Here is a 14,541-nt window from a genome sequence, read left to right on the forward strand (position 1 = left end):
GCACGCAAGCGGTTGAACCGCCGTATACCGAACGGTACGTACGGTGGTGTGAGAGGTCGGCTACTCAACTAATGGGTAGCCTCCTACTCGATTGTTATCAGCCCCGAAGTCATTTAAAAATTACACATAACATCGAGGGAGATGACGATCATATCATTCGAGACAAGCTGCGGGTGAAGATGCAGGATAAATCAAATGACTTTATTAATTTTTTTGACCTGAGCAACCGATAAATAAATGGAGTGAGCATCCTATAATCTCCCTTTTTTATCAGGGCAGAACTGGTTAGACATAGAGAGCGAGGGATTAGATTGGAAGTATACCGTGCATTTATCTTCCGTCTGCTGCGCAACTATCTGATTGGTTCATTAACAGCCATCTTTGTTGTGGGCACAGTAATCATGGTTTCAACCTTGCAAGTACCCCATATCCAATATGTTCGATTAGTTGTCATCGTACTCATCTCCATTCTGTTCATGCTGGTTGCTGAGCTGATTACGCTGTGGTTTCAGCTGGGTCCGATCAGGCATTTTTTTGCCGCAGAGCACCATGAGAAGGCCGAATTAGAGCTAATGTACGAGAGAATTCACCGCTTTCCAGGACAGACCATATATCGTATTATCGGACCGCATATGTTAGGCTTCTCCCTGCCTGCAGCCGGTTTTACACTCTGGATGATCTGCACAGGCTGGTTAGAAATCCCGTATGAATTTGTTGGCATTGCAGCTGCGTGTGCGTTCCTGATCGGCATTATGCATGCACTGATTGAGTATTATCTTGCAGTAAGGGCAGTAAGACCTCTGTTACTTGAGGTACGTCGCAGGGGCAAGATATTGTACGGCGTTGAACCTTCATTAGGTGGACGAGTACTTGTTTCGATGAGACGAAAATTTCAAATCAGTACGGCACTTATCGGGTTATTTCCGCTATGTTTATTTTTTCTGGCTACGTATATAAGGCTTCAATACATAGATCAGCAGTTTGCTAAGGAATATACCTTTTGGGGTGTGCTTATCGTTATTCTGGGAGCCGGATTTGCTCTAGTGGGCAGCTGGCTGTTAATTCGGGATGTCCGTGATCCGGTGACGGAGCTGACCCAAGAGATGATTCGCATACAGGGGGGAGACTTTGGCAGAAGAACACCGGATCTGTATGCAGATGAATTTTCGGCCTTGATCTCCGGATTCAACGTGATGATTAACCGACTGGAGATGAGACAGGAGCGCAATCGGCAGCTGCTGCAAAGTTACTTCTCGCTGCTGGCTGCTGCCCTTGATGCCCGGGATAAATATACAGCGGGGCACTCCATGCGTGTAGCGGAGTATTCCATTCTGATCGGAAGACTGAGCGGAATGAACGAAGAACAGGCCGATTTGTTATACAAGTCTGCACTGCTTCACGACATCGGCAAAATTGGTATACCAGACGAGGTATTGTTAAAAGACGGTAAGCTCAGCGATGAGGAATTTGCCATTATTCGCACACACCCTGTGTTAGGCGAAAGTATTTTACTTCAGATTGAACCTGTGGATGCCATGGCTGACTTTTTACCAGGCGTACGATCCCACCACGAAAGATATGATGGCAAAGGATATCCGGATGGTATGGCAGGTGAGGATATTCCGCTGTTTGGACGAATTATTGCGGTGGCTGATGCTTTCGATGCGATGACGTCAGACCGTCCGTACCGGAATGGCATGAGTGATGAGAAAGCGTTGATGATTCTGGAAGAAGGAAAAGGGACCCAGTGGGATCCCTATTTTGCAGGATTGTTTATTGACGAGTGGAGAAGACAGAAACATCTGGAAACCAAGTCGAACGAGGGGATTAGCTGATCCCCTCCGTCCATTTGGATTCTTTTCTGCGCCGCCGGTGAAGGGCAAGTCCCGTAATGATGGTGAAGATACATTCACCGAGAACAATTGCGCCGAGTGCGTCGTAAATGACATGTTGTTTGATAAGCAGTGTTGATATAATGATCAGGGCTGCCCCGGCAGAGACCAGGACCTTGATGAATCTGCGGATATTGGAGACGGACAGGACAGCGCGCATAACGAGATAAGAGTGCAGGGCATGAATGCTGGGAAAACAGTTGAACGGTCGGTCCTGACTGTAGAGCCAGCTAATCACGGTCGAGCCTGGACCAGCCGCGGTCAGTTCAGGGCGAGGAACCATAGTCTGGAAGTTGAAATAGATCAGGTAACAGATCCAGACACAGATGTTCATGGACAACAGGACACGATAATACATAAGACGATCCTTCGCACAGAGATAAGCGAGCACACCGAACACAAACGGATACCATCCCAAATAAGGAATCGACATCGCAGGTATAAATGGAAGCATCTGATCCATCGGAGAGTTCAGGACAACATATCCGCGCTCCGGACTGTTCAGAATATCATAAAACATGCCCATGACAGCCAGTGATAACATCAGACTTAACGATAACCAATAGGATTTACTTTTTAACACGTGCATGGCCCAACTTCTCCTTTCATCATGTTTTGGAAACAAACATGAGTACAGCGGTAAAAGATAAAAATTAAACAACAATATATTTTACTACGTCCTGCACACATTTTAAATGTTGAATTTGTGCCTTTTTTTTGTTTCTTTTTTGATGGAGATTTCATGCCGTGGTGGTTTTAGCATGATATGATATAACCAAATACAAAAAAGCAAGCACTTGGGTTTAAACGTCGGACAACAGGAGTGAATCAATGCAATTTTCGAAGATGTTCGTACTCAATATGGGCATGCTTATTACGATCGCTTACCTGGCAAGTGTATTCTACAAATATATCGTAATACGTGCCTCGTCCCGAGTGAAACAGATCAGTTCCGTGTTCGCGCTTATTTTTGCCGGCTGGATCAGTACCGTATTTGGATTTCAGCTTACTGATGAAGTTGTGTTTGATCTTCGTTACGTACCTTTAATTGTCGCCGTATTGACGTACAGACAACCCTACAGTGTCATTATTGTAGGTGTAGGCATAGGTTTATCTAGGTTAACCTTTGGCATTACAGATGCTACGATTGCCGCGGTTTATAATATGACCATTCTTGGAGTGCTGTGTGCGGGCTTGAACATCTGGATGAGACGAAGCAGCTACAGACTGATTGTCAAAGGCATTGTGGTTACCGTCATCGTCAACGTTGTAAATAGTGTGAACATCGCTTTTCTTGGCGTCATTCCGCCCGCGTATTTCTTTTCCCATATTATGCCGTATACACTTCCGATCGGCATCGTGCTCAGTCTGATATTTGCGTTTATTTTGCGGGATTTTCAGAACGAGCAGAATCGGATTCTGCTCATTCAGAGTACAAATCGGCTATTGTCCCTCCAGAAGGAGGAACTTCAGAAGGCGCAGATTGTGCTGGAGGACCGGGCAAAGCAGCTCATGATTGCTTCCCAGTACAAGTCCGAGTTTCTGGCGAATATGTCCCATGAATTGCGGACACCGCTGAACAGTGTAATCAACTTTGCCCAGATGATTAGTGAAAATGCCGATACGATGGAGCAGGAGGAGATTATCCGTTTTGCAGACATGATTGATCAATCCGGGCAGGAGCTGCTCAGGCTGATTAATGATATTCTCGATTTATCCAAAGTCGAAGCAGGCCGGCTGGATATTGTACTGGAGGATATCAGCCTTAACCAGCTAGTTGAGGATGCGATGAATCATTTTCAGCTGGTTGCAGACAAAAAGGGGATCGAGCTCGTTCTGGATAAGAAAGCCGGACTGCCAGATACACTCTGGTCTGATCCACAGCGCGTGCAGCAGATTTTACGCAATCTGATGTCCAATGCAATCAAGTTTACTCCTCGGGGAAAGGTTACCCTTACAGTAAGCACCAAACAAACGAAGCAAGCGAATATTGTTAGCGACTGGCTCGTTTTCTCTGTACAGGACACCGGCATTGGCATTCCGGAGGACAAGCATCATTCCATATTTGAAGCATTTCAACAGGCGGACGGCTCTATAAGCCGGAAATTCGGGGGCACCGGGCTCGGCCTTTCCATCAGCAGGGATTTGGCCAGATTGCTCGGCGGTTCTATTGAACTTGAGAGCGCAGCAGGTAAAGGAAGCATCTTCCATCTTCACCTTCCGTTGACCGTGAAAAAATGAGTTGACAACCTTCGTGCCGTGAGTAGAATTTGGGGTGACAACTAGCATTGGCCGGCAAAGCATAACCCGGTCTAAGGAGTGTATCCCCATACAGAAGATGGTCAAGATGAACCCCTCTTCGTTCATGAGCAAGCCGCGGCGCAAGGGTTCGACACAACGCACGAATTTATCGATTGCAACATGGGAGGGCGTGCCGGCAATTATTTTGCAGACGCTGCTTGGCGGCCCATTTCTAACCGGGTTTTTGCTGTATCTTGGGGCGGGGTCAAGGCATATCGGCTTTGTGCTCGCCATTACGACCTTTGTTAACATCGCTCAGATCGGTGCTGCATACTGGATGCAGCGTATTCGCAGCCGGAAGCGCATGCTTCTGCTGTTTGTCGGGGCTCACCGTATTTTGTGGAGTGCAACGGGATTGATTCCGTTCATGTTCCCCAAGGAATGGTGGGTCAGTGTTTATATTGGCTTATATACTATCGCTTTTATATGTAATACCATCGGCGGTATGATCTGGACCTCCCTCATTGGGGATATCGTGCCTGCCAAGGTAAGAGGACGTTATTTCGGGATACGAAATACGATTCTGAATGCACTTGGAAGCGTATGCTTGTTTGGCGGAGGCATTCTGCTGGACCGTTATCCGGGGGAAACGGGTTTTCTGATCCTGTTCATTCCCGTTTGGATCTGTGCCATTGCCAATACGGTAATCTATTTCTTTTACCCCGATATGCCGTTTGAGCGCTCGACAGAAAAGTCATTTTCCCGTATGTTCATCAAGCCGTTTCAGGATCGGGCCTTCTTGAAGGCGACTGTTTTTCTGGCGCTGTGGCTGTTGATTCAGACATTAATTGTTCCCCTGTATTCCTACGTCATGCTGGACCTGTTGAAGGTAAGTTATCAGATGGTCTCCCTGATTACGGTGGTTCAGACCCTGGTGATGATGGCCGGATTTTATATCTGGGGCAATCTGAATGCAAGATACAGCAACAAAACGCTGTTATTCTGGACACTGCCTGTTATAGCGTTGTCCTGTCTGTCCTGGGGTTTGATGTCCTTTGCTCCGATATTGGTTGCATTGTTTCTGTCCCACATTTTCCTCGGCATCGGTGTAGGCGGCTTTAACCAGCTCGCATTTAATTTTACGATTGGAGATACACCAAAAAGTGAAAGACCGATGTTTGTCGCCGTATATTCGGCACTGACGGGGGTAACCTCGTTCATCGGTCCGCTGATTGGCGGTTGGCTCTATGAGAAGATGGAAACACTTTCGGAAGCGACGCTCTGGATTTCTACTTACGGGTTCCAGGTGGGTGTTGGTGCAGTTATGCTGCTGCTTACATTTACGTTGGGACGACGTGTGCTTTTGAAATAGAAACGGAAATGCTGATCACGACAATCATCGATTTGATTTTCAGCTTTATATATGAACAGATAGGGGTGGTTGGAGAGATGCATCATCCTGAGCGTAAAGCGATGGTGATCGGGGCTACCGGGCTGGTGGGCGGGCTTTTGGTTAACAGCCTGCTCGAGCACCCCGCATACAGTGAGGTTCGCATTCTGGTCAGACGCAGGCTTGATCTGGAAAACCCTAGACTGAAGCAATACGTTGTGGACTTCGAACAGCTCGAAGGTCAGGGATACTTGTTTGAAGGGATCGAAGATCTCTACTGCTGTCTGGGCACCACGATCAAAAAAGCGGGCAGTCAGGAGCAATTCCGCGAAGTCGATTTCCATTATCCGGTTCGTGCAGCTGTGCTGGCAAAGCAGCATGGTGTGGAACAGATGCTCGTTATTTCCTCTATGGGAGCCAATGCGAGTTCGCGTGTGTTTTACAGCCGAACCAAGGGAGAGATGGAGGATGCACTCTCCGATATCGGCTTCCGTTCCCTGCACATCTTCCGTCCGTCACTTATTCTGGGTGACCGCGGAGAGAAGCGCTTTGGTGAGGAACTCGCTGCCCATGCGATGAAATGGCTGGATCGCTGGACACCAGCCAAGTACCGTGCTGTACAAGCGTCAACGATTGCTCAAGCGATGAGGAATATCGCCATCGTTCAGACCGCAGGCATTCACGTGTATCCTAATGATGTGATTCATGTTGTTGGAGTGCAGGGGAATTAGGGCTTGTGTGATACAGGAAAACAAGCGTTTCTCCCCTGAATTGCAGCATGATATAATAGGTTTTAAAATAACAGCAACGCCTTGTACACCTAAATTGGCGGCAGGGCAGCGAACACAAAGGAGAAGCTGTCGAATGAAAAAAGCAATCTCGACCGAGCAGGCACCAGGTGCTATCGGTCCATACAGTCAGGCGGTAGATGCAGGTGACTTCATCTATACATCAGGTCAGCTTGGTCTGAATCCGCAAACGGGTGAATTCGGAGCAGATGTTCAGGAGCAGACTCGTTTGTCTCTAAGCAACGTGAAAGCCATTCTGGAAGCCGCAGGCACCAGCATGGATAAAGTGGTCAAAACAACGGTGTTCCTCAAAGACATGAATGATTTTGTTCCGGTCAATGAAGTATACAGCAGCTTCTTCACCCAGCCTTACCCTGCACGTAGTGCTGTAGAGGTTGCGCGTCTGCCCAAAGATGCTTTGGTGGAGATTGAAGTTATCGCATTGAAATAGCATGCTGGGTCGCCCTCTTACGGGGGTGCCATCCTGTCTGCATACGATTACAGCAAAAAGCCGATTCAAGGGTGAATTGACCCGCAATCGGCTTTTTGCTGTCGTTTTGTTTTATAATAAAAGGAGTTATTTAATCCCGGTCTTGATTACGGGCGAAGAACAGCCATACAGCATACACTGCGAGAACAATGGCCAGGATGATTCCTGTGTAATAGACCGAGGTGACGTCCTTTTGTTTCAGTGCAATGGCGATATATGCCCAGGTGAATACGAGCGGGTATACACTGTCGCGGTATCGGAAGCTGACCAGCACAGCCAATACGGAACCAACAATCAGCATAATGATTGTCCATGCGGTTTCACTGATGCCGAATCCATTCCAACCGATTTTGTATAGAAAGACCGCCGCGTTAACGATCGTAGCCACACTGACCCAGCCGAGATATATGCTAAACGGCAGTTTGACAAGCCATATTTCAGCAGTGGTGGGCATGGTGATCTCACGTGTTCTTACATACAGTACAATCAAGCTCAGCAGAAGAAGTATGATAATGATTAGCGCGAGTCCGATGTGCAGATTTTGAAAAGCAAAGATCCAGGCCACATTAAAAACACAGCTGATTAGAAACCAGTAGCCAAGGCGGGTAATCGAATCATTTTTCCAGGATGCAGGAACAAACTGATAGATGACGAAACCTGCCAGAAGCAGGTAGATCAGACCCCAGATCGCAAAGGCATAACCGGAAGGGGTCAGCAGTACAGGGTACATGTCCGATACTTCCTTGTTGGTCCTGCCGCCGATCGGCAGTGCATTGGAGAGATAGTTCACAATAATAACAGCAATAAAACCGAGGGCATTTAACCATTTGTACGGATTGTTGCGGGACATGGCGTCTCCTCCTTAGTTTAACAATTTCAAATGAACCGCGGGTCAGTCTACAATGAATTTACCCACGAATGGCGTGTTCTAATAATGACTGCATCAAAAGTAAGGGATACTTGTTTATTTTCGGGACGACGGGTTTGAAGCGATGTTACGGGAACGGAGCTGTCATCTGTCCCAATGTACGCCAGAACTGGCGCAAATATACCTATAGATGCTCATAGATGCCGGTCCACACGAAGGGGGAGCCAATGTTTACTAGAGAAATGATGGAGAAGCAGCAAACCTGGCTGTATGTAGCAGCCCTGCTTGCGGGAGCATGGATAGGTCTTTCCGCTCCGGAATCGGGAAACATTATTCATCAAGCAGTGTCTCCCATTCTGGCTGTGCTGTTATACAGCATGTTTGTCCAGATTCCTTTTCTGGAGCTCAAAGCGTCCTGGATGAATCTGCGTTTTATGTCTGCACTGCTCGTGGTTAATTTTATCGTTGTACCTGTTGTGGTGTGGCTGCTTACCTTTCTGTTTCCACAATCACCAGCCGTTCTGATCGGCGTATATCTTGTACTGCTAACCCCATGTATTGACTACGTTATCGTATTTACACAGTTAGGACGGGGGAATGAGAGATTGGTGCTGGCAGCGACCCCGGTGCTGTTCGTGGTACAGATGCTCCTGCTTCCTGTGTATCTCTGGATTTTCCTGGGCACAGATGCAGCTCGAATGATGCAGGCCCGGCCATTTGCAGAGGCTTTCCTGTTCCTGATCGTGATTCCGCTGCTGCTGGCGGTGCTTACTCTGGTTTTCTCCAAAAGAAATGTGACCGGACAACGAGTGCTTAATGTTACAGCATGGCTGCCAGTTCCAATGATGGCTCTTGCTTTAACCGCAGTCGTTGCCTCGCAGATCGGTAAGGTTTATCACGATTTGGGGACCGTTCTGAAGGTTATACCGTTCTATGTTGCTTTTCTAATCATTATGCCCCTGATATCCCGGATTATTGCAAAGCTCTTCCACTTGGATACAGGTGCAGGCCGGGCACTGATCTTCAGTGCTGCCACCCGTAATTCATTGGTTGTTCTGCCGCTGGCTTTATCGCTATCCCCGGAGTGGGCTTCCATCGCCGCGGCGGTCATTGTCACTCAGACAATGGTAGAGCTTGCGGGAGAACTGATTTATATCCGTCTAGTACCTGACGTAATCCTGCGGGATCAGAAAGTCGAAGGAGGGTGAAACCATCGATTGGTATTACGTGAAGAGGACTTCCTGACAGATGATGTCGAGAAGTCCTCTTTTCAATGCAAACAGATTTGTTATGTACCTGTGTGCAGTACCGTTTTTCGATATTCGGCAGGGGTGATGCCTTCGATCTTTTTGAACACCTTGCTGAAATACTTCTCATCCTGAAAACCAACCATCTCCGAGATGGCAGCAACTCGAAGTGACGGATTATGCAGCAGCAGCTTGGCGTTGTTAATTCGCAGCTTGCCCAGATATTCCGACCAGTTCAGCCCGAACTGCTGTTTGAATTTGCGGGAGATGTACTCTCTGCTCAGGTAGAAACGTGCGGCGATCTGCTGTAATGACAAGTCCTCCTGATAATGAGCGTCCATGTAGCGCGCAATTTCAGTCATTGGATCAGGATCGGTGTGATGCTGAGCGGTAATTGCTTTCCCGGCTGCGAGCAGACGGTGCTCCAGTAAAGATCGTAGCAGAGAAAAAGAGAGCAATCCTTCAGAATCAAACGGTAGCTCGGTCAACGGAGGCTCTTGTTCTTCATCAGATTTTTCTTCATGAACGGTAGTATGTTCTCTGTCTTCCAACCAGCGGCCCAGCATCCATTCCAGTTCCTGAATCCACAGCTGCAGCTGCTCTGCGCTGATGGCCTCAAGCTCTGTGAACGGATCAAGCCACTCAGCTACTGCAGCAGAAATACTGGCAGCGCTGCAGCTCATGGCTGCAATACGCATGGGCTCTTCGAAGGAGGTGAGCCGCTTGCCTTTATTTCTGCTAGTCGTTTCTGTGGTGGAGTGAATACGCTGACGTGTGAGCAAAATATTACGCCTCCACAATGTGGAGCTGGCTTCCAGGTAGGCTGCTGATATGCCTTCAGGGTAGTTCTTACAAGACGATATGCCAAAATGAAGCCGGCGCTGAATGGTCTGCTCCAATCCATCATTAATGGTACCAAGAATGTGTTCCAGTGAGGACTGCGAACCCCAGTGAAGCAGCACAATTTCATCAGGCTGATTAAGCTGATGGAAACTAACACCTTCTGCCGGGGTGCTCAGCATCTCTGCGCAGACATTCAGCACCGAGAATATCAGCAGGTCAGGCTGGCTGCGATATTTAGCCAGACAATCGGCGTCCAGATGCGACAGGCTGGTGACGGCCACGCTGCATACTGGAATATGGCAGGGCAGGTTCAATTCCTCCTGTAAACGCTGGATGTGCGCGGATCTGCTGCCTCTGCCGATCGCCAGCTCTGTCAGCAGACGATCCTGATAATGCGGCCGCATCCGGTTCACGACGATGGATTGTCTGGCAGATTCTGTACGTGAAGTCTCCTCATCCATCCAGGCCTTCACTGCCTTGAGCAAAGAGGCATTCAATTCTTCGGCCTCAACGGGCTTCAGCAAATAATCCATGCCGCCGTGGCGAATGGCGTGCCTGACCAGTTCAAAGTCGTCATACCCGCTGATGACAATGACCTTACTGTGGGGGTTATGAGCCGATATCCATTCAAGCAATGCCATGCCATCCTTGCCAGGCATGCGCATATCACTAAGTATGATTTCCGGCTGATGAGCTGTAATCGCTTCGATTGCTTCGTGTCCATCTGCTGCTTCCAGCAATACGTCTATGCCTACTTCCTCCCAATTACCGAGAAGCTGGATGGCATGACGGACATGTTGTTCATCATCGACAAGCAGTGCTTTCATGTAGTTCACTCTCCCGCGTATAGTTTGACTAGAAGTTTCACACCGCCTGACCGGATATTATGCATTTCGATTCTGGAAGGTTTGTCCGGGTGGGAGTTCAGAGCAAGTCTGCGTGCAACGTTTCGAAGGCCGATGGATTCCGTCATTTCCGATTCCTGCATCATTTCCGTTGCTGTTTCTTGTGGTTGAAGCCAGCTTCGGATTTCATTCAGTTTGTCTTCAGGAATAGCGGGCCCATTGTTGATCAATTCTATTTCGATCCAGTGTTCCTGCACGAAGCGGCTGGTGATTGAGATGTAGCCTTTTCCCGGCTGTATATCTGCACCATGTTTAAAGTAATTTTCAATTAACGGCTGCAGTGTCATCCGGGGCATCTGTACAGATAAGGTGTCCTCGGCAAATTGCATCTGCACCTCAAGGCGTTCACCGAAGCGTTCCTGCTGCAGCTCCAGATACAACCGGGCGTGCTCTGCTTCTTCACGGAGAGTTACACAGGTCTGGTCCCGCATGCTGTAGCGCAGCATTTTGGATAGAGAAGATAGCAGGGTGTAAGCCCGTTTTCCTTGCTGCTGCAATGCCAGTGTACCGATCGACTGCAAGGTGTTGTAGAGAAAATGCGGGTGAATCTGTGCTTGTAACGCTTTGAGCTGATTGGTCTTGTTAGCAAGCTCAAGCTGGTATTCCCGCAAAATCAGGTTATTGACCGTATCCATCATATCCCGGAAATGTCTAGCAAGTACCCCGAATTCATCCCGGCTCGACAGGTGAATATCCACATGCAGACGGCCTGCCTGAATCTGGTTCATATACCGCATCAGCTGTTTGAGCGGACCTGTGATGCGAATGGAAATAAACAAGGTCGCAACGATTACAAGTACAAGCGCTGCAATGGCAATCATGGCATTATTCCAGGTGAGCGAAGTAGCTCTTGCATATAACGTTTCGTTAGGAATCTGTTTCACGATGGTCCAGTCTGCATAGCTGTTTCCGAGCTGCTGATATACATACATCGAATGATCCTGCTCGAAATGCCCCTCTGCATTCCGCGCTTCGCCGGTATGAGCCTGACCGTCCTGCAGTGCGTTCGCTGCTACCGATTGCAGATGATTGGCATCACCCGCCCCTTGTACCTCTGTGCGTCCTTGATAGACAATCCGATTCTGTCCATCCACGACATAGATCTGTTCTTTGCCCGGGTCATATAGTCTGCTGCAGATTGCAGCAATGCTGTTCATGTTAAGATCAATAGCCAGCACACCAAGTCGTTCAGGGGAAGGGATGTCCCGAATGATTCGATGCAGGGTTATGACCGTTCTTGGTGAATCATCGGGAGAAGCGGCCTTGAAGCCATAGGTATGGCTCATATGTGCGGATTCCACCCAGATATCGGAGCTTCCTGACCCTGCCTGGCCATGCAGTGAATCGGAATAGGCTTGCTTGCGTTCCTCCCGTTTCGGAAAAGGGCTTGTTATCAAGGTGGACTGGTTGGATGCAAAGGAATGCAGGTAAAGCTGAAACACATCCGGTACAGCGGCCTTGATTGTTTGCAATGTGGTATATACCTCGGCAACGGCCCGATAATCACCTGGCAGTTTGGCGAGATTACGCAGGAAGTTAGGGTCGTTGTATACGGCGAGCGAGGCTCGTGCCACATTATCAACGTAATTGTTGAGATTGGTTGAAGCCTGATAGATAAGACGTTTATTCTCTTCCAGGGCCTGCTCCCGCAAGGCTGTCTTGGTTTGAATAAATGTCATGCTGATGGACGCCAGAAGCGGTATAGTGGTTGCAATCAGCATAAAGGCAATCAGCTTGGTGCGGATACTGTAATATTTGGACATCAGTTACACCCCTTCTGGCTGCTCGTCAAGAGAGGACAATATTTTACACCCAACTGTTCACGAGTGTCGGTGTTTCCCTTCACGATTTTGGAGTTTAATAAAAAAAGAGACCAATATCATCCATCTATAGAAGGGGAGAACGATATGAAGCATCGCAAGTCTTCACAGCTGTTACAGCAGCTTGTGTTCGTGGGTCCCTCCGTTGTGTTTTTTATTCTCATCATCGTGGTCCCTTTCCTGCTTGGCATGGTGTATTCCTTTACAGATTGGAATGGAGTATCCGCCAGCGTGAACTGGGTAGGCCTTGATAACTTCGTGCATATTTTTGCAAACGATCCCAAGTTTCAGACCGCGTTCTGGTTTACGGTGCGCTTTACTGTGGTGGGGGTGCTTCTCACCAATGTGATCGGTTTTTTTCTGGCTTATTTCCTGACCAAACCGCTCAAGACGAGAAATGTGCTGCGTACTATCTTTTTTATGCCTAACGTCATCGGCGGGTTGTTGCTCGGCTTTATCTGGCAGTTCATATTTGTGAAAGGGTTTTCAGCAGTAGGCGACGTGACCGGTTGGTCTTTTTTCAACCTCCCGTGGCTGGGCGATGAACCGACAGCCTTCTGGGGAATTGTCATCGTATTTGTATGGCAGACTGCTGGATATCTGATGGTTATCTACATCTCATCCTTGACGAATGTATCCCCTGATCTGCTGGAGGCCGCTGAAATTGATGGAGCCAGCCGCTGGCAGGTGTTACGGAGCATTATTTTACCACTCATTATGCCTGGTGTAACGATCTGTTTGTTCCTGGCGATCTCCTGGTCCTTCAAAATGTTCGATCTCAACCTGTCGCTCACCAAGGGTGGTCCGTTTGGATCAACCGAGTCGGTTGCACTGAACATCTATAACGAAGCCTTTGTTAACAACCGATACGGGATCGGAACTGCTAAAGCATTTATATTCTTTATCATTGTAGCGATCATCACGATGGTTCAGGTACGTGTGACGAAGAGCAAGGAGGTAGAAGCCTGATGGAGACGACGAAAAATTACCGCTTCGGTACTGTGATTACTGAAATTGTCATGGTGCTTATCGGGTTATTGTTCCTGATTCCGTTTTACTTCCTGTTTGTGAACTCGGTCAAAACGTTTGGTGATCTGCTAACCAACTCCGCTGCATGGCCTGAAGCATTCCAGTGGGGCAACTACGCTAATGCCTGGGAGAAAATCAGCTTTCCGTCAGCGCTCATCAATTCGCTAATCGTAACGATTGTCAGCAATCTGCTGCTCGTGCTGATCAGTTCTATGGCCGCATACCGCATGGTACGCAGCAATACACGCTTTAACCGGATTCTGTTCGGCTTGTTCATCGCTGCGATGGTGATTCCGTTTCAGTCTATCATGATTCCACTTGTTACGGTAACCAGCAATCTGGGGCTGATCGACAGTCTGGGTGGACTGATCATCTGTTATCTCGGGTTCGGGGCCCCGATGTCGATCTTTCTGTTTCACGGCTTCGTCAAATCGGTTCCCCTGGAAATTGAAGAGGCTGCCCGGGTTGATGGAAGCTCGGTATACGGGGTATTCTTTCGGATTGTTTTCCCGCTGATGAAACCGATGTATGTAACCGTCATTATTCTGAATACACTTTGGATCTGGAATGACTATCTGCTTCCTTCCCTGATCCTGCAAAGCTCCAATCTGCGCACCATTCCGATCGCAACCTTTGCGTTGTTCGGTCAATATACGAAGCAGTGGGATCTCGCACTGCCCGCTCTGGTGCTGGGCATCATGCCAATCATTATTTTCTTCCTGCTCATGCAGAAGTATATTATCCAGGGCATTACTGCGGGGTCCGTGAAAGGGTAGTGCGATGGCAGGTCGCTCCGGCTTTATGTGTGGGGGAGTGCGAGGGTTGGTCGCTCCGGCTTTATGTGCGCTTACGGTCGCTGTTGCTCCTCGGGGGCCTGAATGGTTGAGAGCAAGGAAGCCCCCGAGTATCAAAGGCGAACGCTGCGCTCCTCCAGCGCATCATAAAGCCTCCGCTCCGTGCCTCGCACGGAGGTGGCAAAGGGCCCATCTGCCCGCAGGGCTTGGGCAGATGCGTCAGAGCAGAGCGGG

13 protein-coding genes are annotated in these 14,541 nt (G+C 48.6%); 9 read left to right on the forward strand and 4 right to left on the reverse strand.

The window, feature by feature from the left end:
* Positions 1-233, forward strand: a 233-nt coding sequence (locus HNR77_RS29980; protein WP_221443963.1) for a hypothetical protein, incomplete at its 5' end; no start/stop codon positions are given.
* Between the two features lie 78 nt (positions 234-311).
* A complete protein-coding gene (locus tag HNR77_RS22665) occupies positions 312-1,835 on the forward strand; it encodes an HD-GYP domain-containing protein (protein ID WP_184189495.1) in 1,524 nt (507 codons plus the stop codon).
* Here HNR77_RS22665 and HNR77_RS22670 read toward each other — a convergent pair.
* The gene (locus tag HNR77_RS22670) at positions 1,828-2,481 is read right to left on the reverse strand and encodes a phosphatase PAP2 family protein (RefSeq protein ID WP_184189497.1); all 654 of its coding nucleotides are present in this window, start codon (positions 2,479-2,481) and stop codon (positions 1,828-1,830) included. The genes HNR77_RS22665 and HNR77_RS22670 overlap by 8 nt on opposite strands.
* 242 nt (positions 2,482-2,723) lie before the next feature.
* Here HNR77_RS22670 and HNR77_RS22675 point away from each other — a divergent pair, with 242 nt between their 5' ends.
* From HNR77_RS22675 to HNR77_RS22690, 4 genes are all read left to right on the forward strand, one after another.
* The gene (locus HNR77_RS22675) at positions 2,724-4,133 is read left to right on the forward strand and encodes a sensor histidine kinase (RefSeq protein ID WP_184189499.1); all 1,410 of its coding nucleotides are present in this window, start codon (positions 2,724-2,726) and stop codon (positions 4,131-4,133) included.
* 124 nt (positions 4,134-4,257) lie between these two features.
* Positions 4,258-5,505, forward strand: coding sequence for an MFS transporter (locus HNR77_RS22680; RefSeq protein WP_184189596.1), 1,248 nt, complete (start codon positions 4,258-4,260; stop codon positions 5,503-5,505).
* Positions 5,506-5,582: 77 nt separating this feature from the next.
* Positions 5,583-6,254, forward strand: coding sequence for an oxidoreductase (locus tag HNR77_RS22685; protein WP_184189598.1), 672 nt, complete (start codon positions 5,583-5,585; stop codon positions 6,252-6,254).
* Between the two features lie 133 nt (positions 6,255-6,387).
* Positions 6,388-6,762: a RidA family protein gene (locus HNR77_RS22690; protein WP_090918620.1), complete on the forward strand. Its 375-nt coding sequence runs from the start codon at positions 6,388-6,390 to the stop codon at positions 6,760-6,762.
* A gap of 130 nt (positions 6,763-6,892) precedes the next feature.
* Here the strand turns inward: HNR77_RS22690 and HNR77_RS22695 are convergent, their stop codons facing one another.
* On the reverse strand, positions 6,893-7,651 hold the full coding sequence (locus HNR77_RS22695) for a tryptophan-rich sensory protein (RefSeq protein WP_184189501.1): 759 nt from the start codon (positions 7,649-7,651) through the stop codon (positions 6,893-6,895).
* 245 nt (positions 7,652-7,896) lie between these two features.
* Here HNR77_RS22695 and HNR77_RS22700 point away from each other — a divergent pair, with 245 nt between their 5' ends.
* Positions 7,897-8,877, forward strand: coding sequence for an arsenic resistance protein (locus HNR77_RS22700; protein ID WP_184189503.1), 981 nt, complete (start codon positions 7,897-7,899; stop codon positions 8,875-8,877).
* An 80-nt stretch (positions 8,878-8,957) separates the two neighbouring features.
* On the opposite strand, the gene HNR77_RS22705 is transcribed toward HNR77_RS22700, so the two are convergent.
* Together HNR77_RS22705 and HNR77_RS22710 are read right to left on the reverse strand one after the other, a co-directional pair.
* Entirely contained in the window at positions 8,958-10,586 is a 1,629-nt protein-coding gene (locus HNR77_RS22705) for a response regulator (protein WP_184189505.1), read from the reverse strand.
* A 5-nt stretch (positions 10,587-10,591) separates the two neighbouring features.
* The gene (locus tag HNR77_RS22710) at positions 10,592-12,427 is read right to left on the reverse strand and encodes a cache domain-containing sensor histidine kinase (RefSeq protein WP_184189507.1); all 1,836 of its coding nucleotides are present in this window, start codon (positions 12,425-12,427) and stop codon (positions 10,592-10,594) included.
* Positions 12,428-12,571: 144 nt separating this feature from the next.
* Here HNR77_RS22710 and HNR77_RS22715 point away from each other — a divergent pair, with 144 nt between their 5' ends.
* Positions 12,572-13,453 (forward strand): carbohydrate ABC transporter permease, encoded by an 882-nt coding sequence (locus tag HNR77_RS22715; protein ID WP_111269203.1) that lies wholly within the window; start codon positions 12,572-12,574, stop codon positions 13,451-13,453.
* Positions 13,453-14,289 (forward strand): carbohydrate ABC transporter permease, encoded by an 837-nt coding sequence (locus HNR77_RS22720; RefSeq protein ID WP_111269202.1) that lies wholly within the window; start codon positions 13,453-13,455, stop codon positions 14,287-14,289. Before HNR77_RS22715 ends, HNR77_RS22720 begins: the two co-directional genes overlap by 1 nt.
* Positions 14,290-14,541: the final 252 nt, after the last annotated feature.

Origin of the sequence: Paenibacillus sp. JGP012, assembly GCF_014203995.1 — a bacterium.
Classification (GTDB): domain Bacteria; phylum Bacillota; class Bacilli; order Paenibacillales; family Paenibacillaceae; genus Paenibacillus; species Paenibacillus silvae.

Bases quoted from the DNA above. Each gene is read 5' to 3' on its own strand.
- HNR77_RS22705 (WP_184189505.1), bottom strand. From the start codon at position 10,586: ATGAAAGCACTGCTTGTCGATGATGAACAACATGTCCGTCATGCCATC.
- HNR77_RS22720 (WP_111269202.1), top strand. From the start codon at position 13,453: ATGGAGACGACGAAAAATTACCGCTTCGGTACTGTGATTACTGAAATT.
- HNR77_RS22670 (WP_184189497.1), bottom strand. From the start codon at position 2,481: ATGCACGTGTTAAAAAGTAAATCCTATTGGTTATCGTTAAGTCTGATG.
- HNR77_RS22675 (WP_184189499.1), top strand. From the start codon at position 2,724: ATGCAATTTTCGAAGATGTTCGTACTCAATATGGGCATGCTTATTACG.
- HNR77_RS22695 (WP_184189501.1), bottom strand. From the start codon at position 7,651: ATGTCCCGCAACAATCCGTACAAATGGTTAAATGCCCTCGGTTTTATT.
- HNR77_RS22680 (WP_184189596.1), top strand. From the start codon at position 4,258: ATGAGCAAGCCGCGGCGCAAGGGTTCGACACAACGCACGAATTTATCG.
- HNR77_RS22700 (WP_184189503.1), top strand. From the start codon at position 7,897: ATGTTTACTAGAGAAATGATGGAGAAGCAGCAAACCTGGCTGTATGTA.
- HNR77_RS22715 (WP_111269203.1), top strand. From the start codon at position 12,572: ATGAAGCATCGCAAGTCTTCACAGCTGTTACAGCAGCTTGTGTTCGTG.
- HNR77_RS22690 (WP_090918620.1), top strand. From the start codon at position 6,388: ATGAAAAAAGCAATCTCGACCGAGCAGGCACCAGGTGCTATCGGTCCA.
- HNR77_RS22710 (WP_184189507.1), bottom strand. From the start codon at position 12,427: ATGTCCAAATATTACAGTATCCGCACCAAGCTGATTGCCTTTATGCTG.
- HNR77_RS22685 (WP_184189598.1), top strand. From the start codon at position 5,583: ATGCATCATCCTGAGCGTAAAGCGATGGTGATCGGGGCTACCGGGCTG.